General features: G+C 32.4%; 15 protein-coding genes and 1 pseudogene. 13 read left to right on the top strand and 3 right to left on the bottom strand.

Annotation, left to right across the window (positions count from 1 at the left end; genetic code table 11):
- Positions 1-100: 100 nt before the first annotated feature.
- The 7 genes from ACEWL1_RS02980 to ACEWL1_RS02950 all read left to right on the top strand — a co-directional run bounded on the left by ACEWL1_RS02980 (position 101) and on the right by ACEWL1_RS02950 (position 5,186).
- A complete protein-coding gene (locus tag ACEWL1_RS02980; RefSeq protein WP_409231794.1) occupies positions 101-721 on the top strand; it encodes a LysE family transporter in 621 nt (206 codons plus the stop codon).
- Positions 722-727: 6 nt separating this feature from the next.
- Entirely contained in the window at positions 728-1,567 is an 840-nt protein-coding gene (locus ACEWL1_RS02975) for an alpha/beta hydrolase family protein (RefSeq protein WP_409231793.1), read from the top strand.
- Positions 1,564-1,962, top strand: a complete 399-nt coding sequence (locus ACEWL1_RS02970) for an ACT domain-containing protein (protein ID WP_409231792.1) — start codon at positions 1,564-1,566, stop codon at positions 1,960-1,962. Before ACEWL1_RS02975 ends, ACEWL1_RS02970 begins: the two co-directional genes overlap by 4 nt.
- Positions 1,962-3,044: a DNA polymerase IV gene (gene dinB, locus ACEWL1_RS02965; protein WP_409231791.1), complete on the top strand. Its 1,083-nt coding sequence runs from the start codon at positions 1,962-1,964 to the stop codon at positions 3,042-3,044. Before ACEWL1_RS02970 ends, dinB begins: the two co-directional genes overlap by 1 nt.
- A gap of 96 nt (positions 3,045-3,140) precedes the next feature.
- Positions 3,141-3,596: a GNAT family N-acetyltransferase gene (locus ACEWL1_RS02960; RefSeq protein WP_409231790.1), complete on the top strand. Its 456-nt coding sequence runs from the start codon at positions 3,141-3,143 to the stop codon at positions 3,594-3,596.
- A gap of 1 nt (position 3,597) precedes the next feature.
- The gene (locus ACEWL1_RS02955; protein WP_409231789.1) at positions 3,598-4,707 is read left to right on the top strand and encodes an NAD(P)/FAD-dependent oxidoreductase; all 1,110 of its coding nucleotides are present in this window, start codon (positions 3,598-3,600) and stop codon (positions 4,705-4,707) included.
- Between the two features lie 29 nt (positions 4,708-4,736).
- Positions 4,737-5,186: a 3-oxoacyl-ACP synthase gene (locus ACEWL1_RS02950; RefSeq protein WP_409231788.1), complete on the top strand. Its 450-nt coding sequence runs from the start codon at positions 4,737-4,739 to the stop codon at positions 5,184-5,186.
- Positions 5,187-5,200: 14 nt separating this feature from the next.
- Here ACEWL1_RS02950 and ACEWL1_RS02945 read toward each other — a convergent pair whose 3' ends face one another.
- Both ACEWL1_RS02945 and ACEWL1_RS02940 read right to left on the bottom strand, forming a co-directional pair.
- Positions 5,201-5,983 carry a hypothetical protein gene (locus ACEWL1_RS02945; RefSeq protein WP_409231787.1) on the bottom strand — a complete coding sequence of 261 codons (783 nt, stop codon included), beginning with the start codon at positions 5,981-5,983 and terminating at the stop codon, positions 5,201-5,203.
- Positions 5,984-6,104: 121 nt separating this feature from the next.
- Complete coding sequence (locus ACEWL1_RS02940) at positions 6,105-7,058, bottom strand: ABC transporter ATP-binding protein (protein ID WP_409231786.1); 954 nt, start codon at positions 7,056-7,058, stop codon at positions 6,105-6,107.
- An 88-nt stretch (positions 7,059-7,146) separates the two neighbouring features.
- Between ACEWL1_RS02940 and trxA the strand changes: the two are divergent.
- Positions 7,147-7,515 (top strand): annotated as a pseudogene (gene trxA / locus ACEWL1_RS02935) (thioredoxin); the annotation flags it as partial.
- 129 nt (positions 7,516-7,644) lie between these two features.
- On the opposite strand, the gene ACEWL1_RS02930 reads toward trxA, so the two are convergent.
- Complete coding sequence (locus ACEWL1_RS02930; RefSeq protein ID WP_409231785.1) at positions 7,645-8,634, bottom strand: aspartate-semialdehyde dehydrogenase; 990 nt, start codon at positions 8,632-8,634, stop codon at positions 7,645-7,647.
- 320 nt (positions 8,635-8,954) lie between these two features.
- Here ACEWL1_RS02930 and trhO point away from each other — a divergent pair, with 320 nt between their 5' ends.
- The 5 genes from trhO to ACEWL1_RS02905 all read left to right on the top strand — a co-directional run bounded on the left by trhO (position 8,955) and on the right by ACEWL1_RS02905 (position 15,124).
- A complete protein-coding gene (gene trhO, locus ACEWL1_RS02925) occupies positions 8,955-9,986 on the top strand; it encodes an oxygen-dependent tRNA uridine(34) hydroxylase TrhO (RefSeq protein ID WP_409231784.1) in 1,032 nt (343 codons plus the stop codon).
- A 324-nt stretch (positions 9,987-10,310) separates the two neighbouring features.
- Positions 10,311-11,648: a PSP1 domain-containing protein gene (locus ACEWL1_RS02920; RefSeq protein WP_409231783.1), complete on the top strand. Its 1,338-nt coding sequence runs from the start codon at positions 10,311-10,313 to the stop codon at positions 11,646-11,648.
- A complete protein-coding gene (locus ACEWL1_RS02915; protein ID WP_409231782.1) occupies positions 11,629-12,120 on the top strand; it encodes a gliding motility lipoprotein GldH in 492 nt (163 codons plus the stop codon). The genes ACEWL1_RS02920 and ACEWL1_RS02915 overlap by 20 nt, the downstream gene beginning before the upstream one ends.
- 2 nt (positions 12,121-12,122) lie before the next feature.
- Complete coding sequence (locus ACEWL1_RS02910; protein WP_409231781.1) at positions 12,123-14,414, top strand: penicillin-binding protein 1A; 2,292 nt, start codon at positions 12,123-12,125, stop codon at positions 14,412-14,414.
- A gap of 11 nt (positions 14,415-14,425) precedes the next feature.
- Positions 14,426-15,124 carry a CoA transferase subunit A gene (locus tag ACEWL1_RS02905; RefSeq protein ID WP_409231780.1) on the top strand — a complete coding sequence of 233 codons (699 nt, stop codon included), beginning with the start codon at positions 14,426-14,428 and terminating at the stop codon, positions 15,122-15,124.
- Positions 15,125-15,154: the final 30 nt, after the last annotated feature.

Raw genomic sequence — 15,154 nt, 5'->3', positions numbered from 1 at the left:
TATTTTATAAAAAACGCATCAAATTTTGATGCGTTTTTTGTTTTCACAAAATTAAACGCAATCTTTGGCAATATAATCGAGCAATCAAACTTTATAAATTATGAGTATTCTTTTGCACTTTCTTTTCGGTTTTCTTTCCTCGTTTATAGGTTCTATAACACCCAGTATGTTAAATATGACTACGTTAAAAATTAGCCTAGAAAAGAATAAAAATGAAGCTAATTATTATTCGCTAGGTGTTTCTTTAGTTGTTTTTATACAAGCATATATTGCTGTTTTATTTACGAAATACATTTATGAAAACCCCAGTTTTTTAGAAAGTTTGGAAAAAGCAGGAGTTGTTATTTTTTTTATACTGACAATTTATTTTTTCAAACAATCTAAAAGTAAAAAGGTAAAAGCAAGTAAAGATAGGAAAGGGAATTCGTTTCTATCAGGTGTTTTGCTGTCTTTACTAAACATGTTTGCTATTCCTTTTTTTTGCGGAATAATAGCAACTTTAGAGATGTTTAATTTGATGAGTTTCGATAGGTTTCCGGTTGCTTTTTTTATCATTGGATCTACAATTGGTACTTTTTGTATTTTGTTTTTATATGGAAAATTTGCAAAGAGTATTCAGAAGAAAACAGGTAAATTAACAAAAGATATTAGTTTGATATTAAGCATTATAACAGGATTAGTCGCTGTTTTTATGTTGATAAAAACTGTTGTTTTAAATTGATAGATGATGAAGGTAATTAATAATTTAGTTCTTGAAGGAAAACACAATAAACCCATTTTGGTTGATGTTTTTTATGAAGAAACAAATCAACAAAAACCAGTTGTTATTTTTTGCCATGGTTACAAAGGGTTTAAAGATTGGGGCGCATGGAATGTGATGGCAAAAGCTTTTGCTGAAGCGGGATTTTTCTTTGTTAAATTCAATTTTTCTCACAATGGCGGAACGATAAATCAACCCATTGATTTTCCAGACTTAGAGGCATTCGGAAATAATAATTACACCAAAGAATTAGATGATTTAGAAACAGTTGTTGATTGGATTTCTTCAACTAATGAGTATCAAAATGAAGTTGATGTAAACAATATTTCATTAATTGGACATAGTAGAGCGGGCGGAATTGTAACGATAAAATCGGAAGAAGATGCAAGGATTTCTAAGGTGATTTCTTTGGCTGGAGTTTGCGATTTTGCCAAAAGAACAGCCACTTCTGGTGACTTAGAACAATGGAAAAAAGACGACGTAAAATATGTTGAAAATGGAAGAACAAAACAACAAATGCCACATTTTTATCAGTTTTATGAAGATTTTAAACAAAACGAAGAACGATTAACCATAAAGAGAGCTGTTGAAAATTTAAGAATTCCATATTTAATTATTCATGGAGATAAGGATACCTCTGTTTTTATAGATGAAGCAAAAAACCTATATTCTTGGAATTCAAAAAATCAAATAGAAATTATTGAAAATTCGAACCATGTTTTTAACACTTCTCATCCATGGGAAAAAGAAAATTTATCCGAAGAATTAAAGAAAGTTGTTGAAAAAAGTATTATTTTTTTAAAATGAGCGGAGAGAAAAACCTAAGAATACTGATTAAAAAAATGAAACCAATACAAAATAGTGGAGATTTCGTTTTTGTGACTGTTTCTAATGTTGATGCAATTCCACGGTCAGCGACTATTTTTGAATTTAAAGAAAAAGAAGGAATTACCTTAGTGTTGGAAAAAACAAAAGCAGAAGAATTGGGTTTATCGTATCAATATGTTGCCTCTTGGATTACATTAAAAGTGCACTCAGCGCTGGACGCTGTTGGATTAACAGCTGCATTCTCTAACGAATTAGCGAAATACAACATCAGCAGCAATGTGATTGCAGGTTTTTACCACGATCATATTTTTGTAGATAAAAAAGATGGAGAAAAGACCGTAAAAGTACTAACAGCTTTTTCTGAAAATTATTAATGGAACTTGAGCCGCCTTTTAGAAAAATTATTCATGTTGATATGGATGCATTTTATGCGTCGGTAGAACAATTGGATAATCCAGATTTAAGAGGAAAACCGTTGGCGGTTGGCGGAAATGAAATTCGTGGAGTGGTTTCTGCGGCAAGTTATGAAGCTAGAAAATTTGGAGTAAGATCTGCAATGAGCGGCGTGTTGGCAAAACAAAAATGCCCACATTTACTATTTGTTCCACCTCGTTTTGCTCGATATAAAGAAATCTCAGCAAAAATTAGAGCTATTTTTTATGATTACACAGATTTGGTAGAACCACTTTCTTTAGATGAAGCGTATCTAGATGTTACCGAAAACAAAAAAGGAAATCCGTCTGCAAGTTTAATCGCTCAAGAAATTAGACAACGTATTTGGGACGAATTAGAATTACGAGCTTCTGCAGGAATTTCTATCAATAAATTTATTGCAAAAGTAGCTTCAGATATCAACAAACCAAACGGACAAAAAACAGTAAACCCAGAAGAGGTCATTTCGTTTTTAGAAGAATTATCGATCAACAAGTTTTATGGAATTGGAAAAGTTACCGCAGCAAAAATGCACAATCACGGAATTTTCAACGGATTTGATTTAAAACGAAAAACAAAAGAAGAATTGGTAACATTGTTTGGTAAATCTGGCGGGCGCTATTATCATATTGTAAGGGGAATTCACAATAGCGAAGTGAAAGTAAATCGCGTTCAAAAATCAATTGCTGCAGAACGCACATTTAATGAAAATATTTCTTCAGAAGTTTTTGTGTTAGAGCGATTAGACAACATAGCAAAAGAACTAGAACGACGAATGTTGAAATCAAATACCAAAGGAAAAACCATCACGTTAAAGATAAAATATAGCGATTTTACACAGCAAACAAGAAGCAAAACAGTTGGGTCTTTTATGCAAAAAAAAGAGGAGTTTTTTCCGGTTGTAAAAGAATTATTATATCAAGAAAAGTTAAAAAATTCGGTTCGATTATTAGGATTATCTTTCGGAAATTTAAACACTGAAAAAACAGCACCAGTATTCGTGCAATTAAAATTTGATTTTTGAGACGCATAGCGTCATTGCGAGGAAGCATGACGAAGTAATCTGCCAAGAAATAATGAGATTGCTTCGTACCTCGCAATGACAGAATAGAACGAGAATATGAACATAAAAATTACAAGAACAAATTCGCAAAACAAAGATTTTATCAACCTGATAAAAGAGCTTGATGCATACCTAAAAATTACAGATGGAGAAGATCATGATTTTTACAATCAGTATAACCATATTGATGTGATTAAACATGTTGCTGTGGTTTATGTAGATGCTATTCCTGTTGGTTGTGGCGCAATCAAACATTTTGATGCTGAAACTGTTGAGGTAAAAAGAATGTTTGTAGATGCGAAACAAAGAGGTTTGGGAATTGCACCTAAAATTTTGAACGAATTAGAAAATTGGGCAAAAGAATTAGGATATAAAAAGTGTATTTTAGAAACTGGAGAACGTCAAGTTGAAGCGGTAAAATTATATCAAAAATGCAATTACAAACGAATGAACATCAATTACGGACAATACGAAGGTGTTGTAAATAGTTTGTGTTTTGAGAAAAACATTTAAAATGAATTATAGTTATTGGGAAATAAAAGAGTGGTTTACCAGCGTTGATTTTACAATTGTAGGTAGCGGAATTGTGGGTTTAAATTGTGCTTTAGAATTAAAGAAAAAGCATCCAAAATCTAAAATTTTAGTGCTAGAAAAAGGCATGTTGCCACAAGGAGCAAGTACAAAAAACGCAGGTTTTGCTTGCTTTGGAAGTTTATCAGAATTGGTAGATGATTTAAAAACACACACCGAAGAGGAAGTTTTTAATTTGGTTAAAAAACGCTGGGAAGGTTTGCGGTTGTTGCGAGAAAATTTAGGAGATACAAATATCGATTTTCAACAAAACAAAGGATTTGAATTATTTTTAAATAACGAATTATTTGAAGCATGTGCTTCAAAGAAAAATCAGATAAACAAACTGATTTTTCCAATATTTAAAGGCGATGTTTTTTCAGAATCAGCAAATAGGTTCAATTTTAAAAATATTAAACCAACCTATAGCGTCAATCAGTTTGAAGGACAAATTGATACCGGAAAAATGGTGACACAACTACTTTTAAAAGTTCAAAAAGCAGGAATCAAAATTCTGAACAATATTACAGTTGAATGTTTTACTGAGCAGAATGATACAGTTTCTGTAAAAACCAATCAAATTACCTTTACAACCAACAAACTATTTATTGCAACCAACGGATTTGCAAAACAGTTGTTACAAGAAAATGTGCAACCAGCTCGAGCACAAGTAATCATTACAAAACCGATAAAAAATCTACACATAAAAGGAACATTTCATTTAGACAAAGGCTATTATTATTTTAGAAATATTGACAATCGGATTTTATTTGGCGGCGGAAGAAATCTCGATTTTAAAACCGAAGAAACCACCGAATTTGGACAAACAGCAATCATTCAAAATCAGTTAAAAACCATTTTAAAAGAAACTATTTTACCCAATACAAAATTTGAAATTGAACATTCCTGGAGCGGAATTATGGGCGTTGGAAATCAGAAAAAAGCCATTGTAAAACCAATTTCTACACATGTTTTTTGCGGAGTTCGTTTGGGCGGAATGGGCATTGCCATTGGTAGTTTGGTTGGCAAAGAATTAGCAGAATTAATAGATTAATGTCATTTCGAGCTGAGTCGAGAAATCTTATGAAACTAAAACAAGAACTTTTTAAGCAATGTGAAAAATTTGTAAACAACCGCTTACAAACCATTCAAGAGATTATTTCTTCCAATCAAAAAGCATTGCAATCTGAAACCAAAAGCTCTGCTGGCGATAAACACGAAACCGGACGTGCCATGTTGCAATTAGAAATGGAAAAAGCAGGACAACAACTGCAAGGTGTTTTGCAAATGAAAGAAACTTTGGCTAAGATTGATGTATCTAAAAACTCAACCATTGCACATCTAGGAAGTTTGGTAAAAACCAACCAAGCAACCTATTTTTTAAGTATTAGCGCCGGGCAATTGGTTGTTGCAAACGAACAGTATTTTGCAGTTTCGGTTTCTTCTCCGATTGGTAACTTATTGTTGGGTAAAAAAGGAAAAGACAGCTTTGTTTTTAGTGGAAAACAGATTACAATTACTTGTGTAAATTAGATTTTGTAAAGTTTTTACTTCATTAATTCAATTTGAAATTTTGTTGCATTAAAAGCAACTTCTAATCCTTTTAAATTTGTCTTGGATGTATTGGCTTCGAATAACTCATTCAGATACTTGACTTGTTTATTTACATTATCGTTATTTCTCAAGAATATGAGATATTTTAAAAGAATTAAATTGGTCATTATAGTATCTTTTATAGCTTGATTTTTTTCTTTCATTGCTTCATCAATAGTGCTTTTTATCTTTGAATCATTTTCTGTTAATTCATCAAACAAATAAGAATTTGCTAAGTCAGTTTTATTCATGTTGGAATAATCATTTTGATCGGACATATCTTTTCTGTATGTCATTTTGTTACCATTCAGAAAATACCACCTTGTATATGAATCATTCTCCACTTTAATTTCTTTCTCAAACTTCCTTTTTTTTACACTCCAATTTGTAAATGCAATTAATAACTTGGTTCCGTCACCTTTCTCTAAAATTGTAACTTTGATTTTATAATTTCTATTGCCAGGTTTTTCAATCTCAATTTCCAAAGGTGTTTCAACAGAAACATACTTTTTTATAGCTTTTGTTATAGAGGAAACATCCTCAGAATTTGCACCTGGAAATAAATTTTCTCTTAAGAATAAATCGATATATAAATAATGAGTCAAATAAAAATCATCCACTTTAAGATAATTTGATTCATTAAGGTTATCGGATTTTATTTTTATTTTATCAGATTGAGCATAACCTAAACCTGTTATTAAAATTAATAATGAAACTATAAACTTTCTTTTACTCATTTTCCTCGTTTTATATAATACATAATTAAAGAATTTCGTTCCATTTTATTGAACTAAATTCCGAGTTAGCCAAGTTACCCAAAAACAATTTTAGAAACAAGTAAAAGTAAAAAGCACACTTTTAATTTAATAAGAACTCTAAATTTACTTTTGCCCTCTTTTCTAACTCAGAAGTATGGTTTACAAAGATTTTTTCTTCATCAAAATCAGCTTCAATCAACCAAAAAGAGCCTTTGTAATAACTTTGTAAAACGGTTGCCTTTAAAACTTGTGCTGAACTTGTTTCAGTATCAGATTTTTCAATAACTTTTATTTGATGCGGATAGCATAATTGTGTTTTATGATTGATGGTAATTTCACTTACATCATCAAACAAAGCAGCAATGTATTTTTCTTTTGGATTGTTGTAAATATCTTTTGGTGCGTCGTTTACCAAGATGGTATGATTGCGAATAATCAATAAAGAATCTGCAAAAGAAAGTGCATCATTTTTGTCGTGCGTTGCAACAATACACGCAATATTTTTTTCTTTTAAATAACTAAAAAGCTTTCTTCGAAGCGAGTTTTTCTTAAAATTATCAATCTGACTAAAAGGTTCGTCTAATAAAATCAATTTTGGCTCTTTTGCCAAAGCTCTTGCAATGGCAACACGTTGTTGTTGTCCGCCGCTTAAGGTTTTTACTTTTACGTTTGCAAAAGCAGTCATTTCAATAACTTCTAATAATTCTTGGGTTCTTTTTTGGGCTTCTTCAGGATAAAAACGCGACAAGAATTTCTTGATATTTTCTGAAACAGAAGTGTACGGCATCAAATCGAAATCTTGAGCAACGTGTTTCATAAAATCCATTCCAGGAACCAAATGATGTTTTGGACCCAACACTTCTGTGTCGTCCCAAAAAATGGTTCCTTTATTTAGATCTAACAGTCCATAAATCGCTTTTAATAAAGTAGATTTTCCGCAACCACTTTCTCCCATCACACATAAATGTTCACCTTTTTCAAGTTGAAAAGAGATGTCTTTTAAAACAGGTTTTTTAGATTGATATCGAAAAGAAAGATTGTTTACTGAAAGCATAATACATTTAGATTTTTCATTAGAAAAACAAGCACAAATGTACTATTTTTTAGAGTGTAATTTGGTTTAAAAAAATACGTCTAACTTTGTAAATAAAATGACAGAAAATTTATCAAAAGCAACCTTTTTGGAAAAGGTTTTTAATTTCGAAGAAAACAAAGAATGGAACTTTGAAGGAAACGTTCCTGTACTTATAGATTTTTACGCAGATTGGTGCGGACCTTGTAAAATGATTGCTCCGATTTTAGAAGAATTAAGTGAAGAATATGGCGATAAAATCAACATTTATAAAGTAGATACAGAAGCAGAACAAGAATTGTCTGCTGCATTCGGAATAAGAAGTATTCCGTCGATGTTATTTTGCCCGATGGATGGAGAACCACAAATGGCAAATGGCGCTTTGCCAAAAGCAGAATTAGAACGCATTATTGCAGACGTTTTAAAAGTAACGAAGTAAAAAAAACCCGAGTTGTAGCTCGGGATTTTTTTTTGTGAAAAATGCCACATCTAGCGCTGTCGAGAATTTTTGAAAACCTTTCGACTCCGCTCGAACAGACAATTAAACTGTTTAAGCAGTAATTGTTGCTTAAACCAAATGATTAGCCACCAAATATTCTGCAATTTGAACCGTATTTGTAGCAGCACCTTTTCGTAAGTTGTCGGCAACAATCCATAAATTCAACGTGTTTTCTTGCGATTCATCTCTTCGGATTCTCCCCACAAAAACCTCGTCTTTATCGTGTGCAGTAATTGGCATTGGATACACATTGTTCGCCAAATCATCTTGCACAATAATTCCGCTAGTATTTCTTAAAATTTCACGAACTTCATGTAGGTCAAAATCGTTTTCAAACTGTACATTTACCGCTTCTGAATGTCCGCCTGCTGTCGGAATTCTAACCGCAGTTGCTGTTACAGAAAAAGAATCGTCACGTAAAATTTTCTTTGGTTCTTTTACCAGTTTCATTTCTTCTTTGGTGTAACCATTTTCTAAAAAAACATCACAATGTGGTAAGGCATTTCTTCCAATTTTATGAGGATATGCCATTTCGCCTTCAATTCCGGCTTCTTCGTTATCAAGTTGCTGAACTGCTTTTACACCCGTTCCAGAAACAGATTGGTAGGTAGAAATTACCACACGTTTCATTTTATATTTTAAATGCAAAGGCGCTAATGCCATTACCAATTGAATGGTAGAACAATTTGGATTTGCAATAATTTTATCAGCAACAGTTAACACATCACCATTTATCTCTGGTACAACCAATTTTTTTGTTGAATCCATTCTCCAAGCAGAAGAATTATCAATAACCGTTGTACCAACTTCAGCAAATTTTGGAGCCCATTCTAAAGAGGTTTCTCCGCCAGCAGAAAACAACGCAATATCTGGTTTCATAGTTAATGCATCTTGTAAAGTTACAATGGTATATTCTGTACCTTTATAAGATAATTTTTTTCCTGCAGATCTTTCTGAAGCAACAGGAATTAATTCTGTAATCGAAAAATTTCGTTCGGCTAATACTTTTAACATTACATTCCCTACCATTCCGGTAGCGCCAACAATAGCAACTCTCATTTTGTTTTATTTTTTATAAATGATAAGTGCAAAGATTATGAAAAAACCAATTACTTGTATTTTAATTTTACGATAAATTGACACGTTGTTTGAATAGTTACAAAAAAGGCAGATCTGTTAAGTATTAAACGTTGTAGATTTTCGTAATTACGAGGAAGTATGACGAAGTAATCTGTTTATATTTTATTTCTAATTGAGAAATTGCTTCGTTCCTCGTAATGACGGATTTTAAGATAAAAACAGTAACTTTGCAGTGATTTTACAATCAAAATTTTATAATAACAGAAACTGAATCAAGTTCAGCTTAAAAAAAGTATAGCATGCAACTGTACAACAAGTTAAGCGCAAAAGAACGCGCTGTATTAATTGACGAAGCCGGAAAGGATCGTTTAACCATTTCATTCTATCAATATCACAAGATAGAAGACCCACAAACTTTTAGAGATAAATTATTCCTTGAATGGAATGCATTGGATGTTTTAGGACGTATTTACGTTTCTTACGAAGGCATTAACGCGCAATTGTCAGTTCCTTCGGATAGAATGCTAGAACTGAAAGAGCAATTAGATGCCATTCCGTTTTTAAAAGACATCCGATTAAATGTTGCGATTGAGCAAGACAATAAATCGTTTTTAAAACTGAAAGTAAAAGTTAGAAACAAAATTGTTGCTGATGGTTTAAATGATGACACCTTTGATGTTACTGATAAAGGAATTCATTTAAACGCAAAAGAATTCAACGAAATGTTGGCAAATCCAAACACGGTTTGTGTGGATATGCGAAATCATTACGAAAGCGAAATTGGGCATTTTGATGGCGCTGTAACTCCAGATGTGGATACCTTTAGAGATTCGTTGGATATTATTGAAGAAGATTTAAAAGACAATAAAGAAGATAAAAACTTATTGATGTATTGTACGGGCGGAATCCGTTGCGAAAAAGCATCAGCCTATTACAAGCACAAAGGATTTAAAAATGTTTTTCAGTTGGAAGGCGGAATTATTGAATATACACGTCAAGTAAAATCTGAAGGCATTGAGAACAAGTTTTTAGGAAAGAATTTTGTGTTTGATCACCGACGTGCAGAAAAAATATCTGACGATGTAGTTTCTAATTGTCATCAATGTGGTGCACCTTGTGATGAGCATGTAAATTGCGATAATGAAGCCTGTCATCTGTTATTTATTCAATGCAAATCTTGTCAAGAAAAAATGAATACATGTTGTTCTGATGAATGTAAAGAAATTGCTGCGTTGCCTTTTGAAGTTCAAAAAGAACTCCGAAAAGGAAAAGGAAATAGCAATAAAATTTTCAAAAAAGGACGGTCAGAAGTATTGACTTTTAAGAAGTAAATAGTTCAAATTTTAATCATAGAAAAGACTTCAACACTGAGGTCTTTTTTTATACTCAAAAAACAACTTTTTTACGAATTCTAATTCTATTTGTACGAATTCTAAAGTGCTAATAATTATAACAAACGATGAAACTATATTTGATATAGTATCAAATAAAAAAGTAGATGAGAGAACTTTCATTATCCTGTTTTATGATTCTTTGAGAATCCGTATATTTACAGACTCATCAACTTAAAGTTGATTTTCAAATTATTTAAGAACCCAATAAAAACAAGAGTTGCCACAAAAAGCACATTTGTTTTTTTAAAATATATACATACTATGAGCTGTACAAGTTGCTCAACAAAAGACGGCGGCGTTCCAAAAGGCTGTAAAAGTAACGGAAATTGTGGAACCGGTGGATCTTGCGGAAGCGGAAGTAAATTAGCCGTTTTTGATTGGTTATCAAACATGACTTTGCCAAATGGCGAAGCTCCTTTTAATATTTACGAAGTTCGATTTAAAAACGGACGGAAACATTTCTTTAAAAATACAGAAAACCTAACACTTTCTATGGGCGATGTTGTTGCTGTAGAAAGTTCTCCAGGTCACGATATTGGAACCATTTCTTTAGGAGGAGAATTGGTGAAGGTGCAATTAAAAAAGAAAAACCTTAAAGAAGATAGCGAAGAAATTTTAAAAATTTACAGAAAAGCGTCTCAAAAAGACATTGATATTTGGCAATCTTACAGAGAAAAAGAACAAGAAACACAACGTAGAGGAAGAGAAATAATAAGTCGTTTAAACTTAAAAATGAAACTTTCTGATGTAGAATATCAAGGCGATGGAAACAAAGCAACTTTTTATTATACAGCCGATGAACGTGTAGATTTTAGACAATTAATTAGAGATTTAGCAAGTGCATTTTCTATTAGAGTAGAAATGAAACAAGTTGGTTTGCGTCAAGAAGCAGCGCGTTTAGGTGGTGTTGGATCTTGTGGTAGAGAACTGTGTTGCTCTACCTGGTTAACAGATTTTAGAAAAGTAAACACTGCAGCGGCGAGATATCAACAATTATCGTTAAATCCGTTAAAGTTAGCTGGGCAATGTGGTAAATTAAAATGTTGTTTAAACTTTGAATTAGATACGTATTTAGATGCATTAAAAGCGTTTCCGAAGCAAGATAAAGTATTGAAAACAGAAAATGGCGATGCTGTTTTTGTAAAAATGGACATCTTTAAAAAAGCACTTTGGTACACCTATAAAGACAATAGTTTTAAATGGTTTCAGTTAACGCTAGAGCAAGTAAATGAAATAATTGAATTGAATAAAAACAACGAAGATGCTGCTCCGCTAGAAGATTACGAATCGGATGTTGTTGTTGAGACTAAAGTAGATTTCGAAAATGTTGTTGGTCAAGATAGTTTAACGCGTTTTGATGCTCCTAAACAGAAAAAAGGACGTAGAAAAAACAACAGAAATAAAAAGAGACCAGCGGCAAAAACTCAAAATACAAATCAACCAAACAAAACGAAACAAAAGAGAAATCCGAATCAAAATAAAAAGGCTACAACACCTAATGTTGCAGAAAATAAACAAACTAAAAAACCGTTTCGTAAGAACAATAATAGAAACAAAAATCAAAATAGAAACAAACCAAATGAAAACAAACAAGAGTAAAATTATTGTATTTGTTTTGGTTGCTTTTAGTATCCTTTCGTGCGATTCTAAAAGAGAATATGATTCTATTGTTACAATTGCTGATAGTTCTTGGAAAAGTACAAATACAGTTTCTTTTAATTTTGATGTTAAAGACACAATCAACAAAAAAGACCTGTTTTTAACGATTAGAAACAATCAAAAATATAGTTACAGCAATTTGTTTTTAATAACAACGTTAAATTTTCCGAATGGCAAGAAAATTGTAGACACGTTAGAATACGAAATGGCAGATAGTTCTGGCCGTTTTTTGGGAAAAGGATTTACTGGAATAAAAGAAAATAAACTGTTTTATAAAGAAAATGTTGTTTTTCCAATGTCGGGAGAATATGCTGTCTTAATAAATCAAGCAATGCGTAAAAACGGAGCAATAACCGGAATAGAAAGTTTAGAAGGAATTACAGAAGTAGGGTTTAGAATAGAAAAGAAGTAAAAATGACTAAGAAAAAAGTAATAGATTTTAAAAAATATAAAAAATGGTTCTGGGGAATTGTAATTGGTGGATTTACATCAATTTTTCTTTTATTTTTATTTGCTTCTTGGGGTGTTTTTGGAGTTTTACCAACCTTTGAAGAATTAGAAAACCCAGAAAACAATTTGGCTACAGAAATTATTTCTTCTGACGGTAAAACGCTAGGTAAATATGCTTATGAAAACAGAACACCAATACACTTTAAAGATTTACCAAAAAATTTAGTTGAAGCTTTAATTGCTACAGAAGATGAACGCTTCTTTGAACATTCTGGTGTCGATTTTAAAGCCACAGCACGTGCCATTGCTAAGTTAGGAAAAGATGGTGGAGGAAGTACAATTACACAACAGTTTGCAAAAATATTGGTTCACGGAGAAGGTTCTAAAAACATTGTTCAAAGAGTGCTTCAAAAATTTCAAGAATATGTGATTGCTGTTCGTTTAGAGCGTCAATACACCAAACAAGAAATTTTAACAATGTACTTAAATAAGTACGATTTTTTAAATCAAGCAGTCGGAATTCGTTCTGCGGCAAGGATTTATTTTGGAAAAGAACCTAATGAATTAAAAATTGAAGAATCTGCAATGCTGGTAGGAATGCTTAAAAACTCTTCTTATTTTAATCCTTTAAGAAGAGAAAAATTAGTACACCAACGTAGAAATGTAGTATTAAAACAAATGGAAAAGAATGGGTTTTTAACACTACAAGAAAAAGATTCTTTGCAAAAATTTCCATTAGAACTTAACTACACTCCAGAAAGTCACAGCGATGGTTATGCTACTTATTTTAGAGAGCATTTAAGAGATTATTTAAAACAATGGGTAAAGACAAATCCAAAGCCTAACGGAGAAAAATATAATATTTATGCAGATGGTTTAAAGGTGTACGTTACGATAGATTCTCGTATGCAAAAATATGCAGAAGAAGCTGTACAAGAACATATCGCAAATTTACAATCCTATTTTACTACTGAACAAAAGAGCAACAAAACCGCTCCCTTTTATGATTTAGAGCCAGAACAAATAGAAATGATTTTAACCAGAGCTAAGAAAAACTCTGACCGATGGAGAGAAATGAAGAGACTGGGCACTCCAGAAAAAGAAATAGAAGCTTCTTTTCTTAGAAAAACAAAGATGAAAATATTTACTTGGAAAGGAGATCGAGATACTTTAATGACACCAGCTGATTCAATAAGATATTACAAATACTTTTTACACTCTGGATTGATGTCAATGGAGCCACAAACAGGTCATATAAAAGCGTGGGTTGGCGGAATTAACAACAAACATTTTAAATACGATCATGTTGAACAAGGGAGAAGACAAGTAGGTTCTACATTCAAACCATTTGTATACGCAACAGCTATAAATCAGTTAAAATTATCTCCTTGTGATACGTATCCGAATACTCCATATACAATTAGTAAAGGAAAATATGGAATTCCAGAACCTTGGACTCCAAGAAATTCTGGCGAAGAATACGGAGGTGTTTTAACATTAAAAGAAGCATTAGCAAAATCAATTAACGTTGTTTCAGCGAGATTGATTGACATGGTTGGTCCAAGAAATGTTGCAAATTTAGCGCAAATAGCAACAGGTACTAATACTTCCATTCCGAAAGCTCCAGCAATTGCACTTGGCTCGGTAGAATTATCTCTTTACGAAATGGTAAGTGCATATGCAATGTTTGCCAATAAAGGTTTGCGAGTTGAACCAATGATTATAACTAGAATTGAAGATAAAAACGGAACAGTTTTAACGCAATTTACACCCAAAACTCAAGAAGTATTGAGCGAAGAATCTGCATATGTTGTGTTAGATTTACTAAAAGGAGTTACAACTGCAGGATCTGGAATTCGATTGAGAACCACAAATGAAAGACCAGGCTATGTAACTGGTTATCCGTACGGATTTCAAAACCCGATTGCAGGAAAAACAGGAACGACACAGAATCATACAGATGGTTGGTTTATGGGAGTTGTACCAAACTTAGCAACAGGAGTTTGGACTGGAGGAGAAGACAATGCAATCCATTTTGAGAAAATTGGAAAAGGGCAAGGAGCATCAATGTCGTTACCAACTTGGGCAATTTTTATGAGAAAATGTTATGAAGATTCAACATTAAACATCAGTAAAGAAGATTTTGAAAAACCAGAAAATCCAATTTCTATTCGGTTAGATTGTTCTGACAAAGACCCATTAGAAGAAAAAGACGATAAAAAACCTGTTATTAAAAAAGGAGATATAGATTTTTAAGAAAAATAAAAATGATAAATAAAGTAGTAAAAAACGTAGCAGAAGCTTTACACGGAGTTGAAAACGGAATGACATTTATGTTAGGAGGTTTTGGATTGTGCGGAATTCCAGAAAATTGCATTTCAGAATTGGTACGATTAGGAATCACAGATTTAACATGTATTTCTAATAACGCAGGTGTAGATGATTTTGGATTAGGATTGTTATTGCAAAAACGTCAAATAAAAAAAATGATTTCTTCTTATGTTGGAGAAAACGATGAGTTTGAGCGCCAAATGTTATCAGGCGAATTAGAAGTAGATTTAATTCCGCAAGGAACATTAGCCGAACGCTGTAGAGCAACAGGAGCAGGAATTCCGGCTTTTTATACGCCAGCGGGCTATGGAACCGAAGTAGCTGAAGGAAAGGAAACAAGAGAATTTAATGGAAAAATGTATGTTTTAGAACATGCTTTTGATGCACAATTTGCTTTTGTCAAAGCATGGAAAGGAGATACAGCAGGAAATTTAATATTTAAAGGAACAGCGCGTAATTTCAACCCAATGATGGCAATGGCAGGGAAAATAACTGTTGTAGAAGTGGAAGAGTTAGTTGAGGCAGGAGAATTGGACCCAAATCAAATTCATATCCCTGGAATTTTCGTACAACGTATTTTTCAAGGAAAAAATTACGAAAAGAGAATTGAACAAAGAACAGTTCGAAAACGCTGATAATTAAAATATTGTAGCAATTAATCAATG

Origin of the sequence: Polaribacter gochangensis, assembly GCF_046224025.1 — a bacterium.
GTDB lineage: Bacteria > Bacteroidota > Bacteroidia > Flavobacteriales > Flavobacteriaceae > Polaribacter > Polaribacter gochangensis.
Note: the sequence above shows the minus strand (reverse complement) of the source record. Positions and strands in the feature narration are given on the sequence as shown.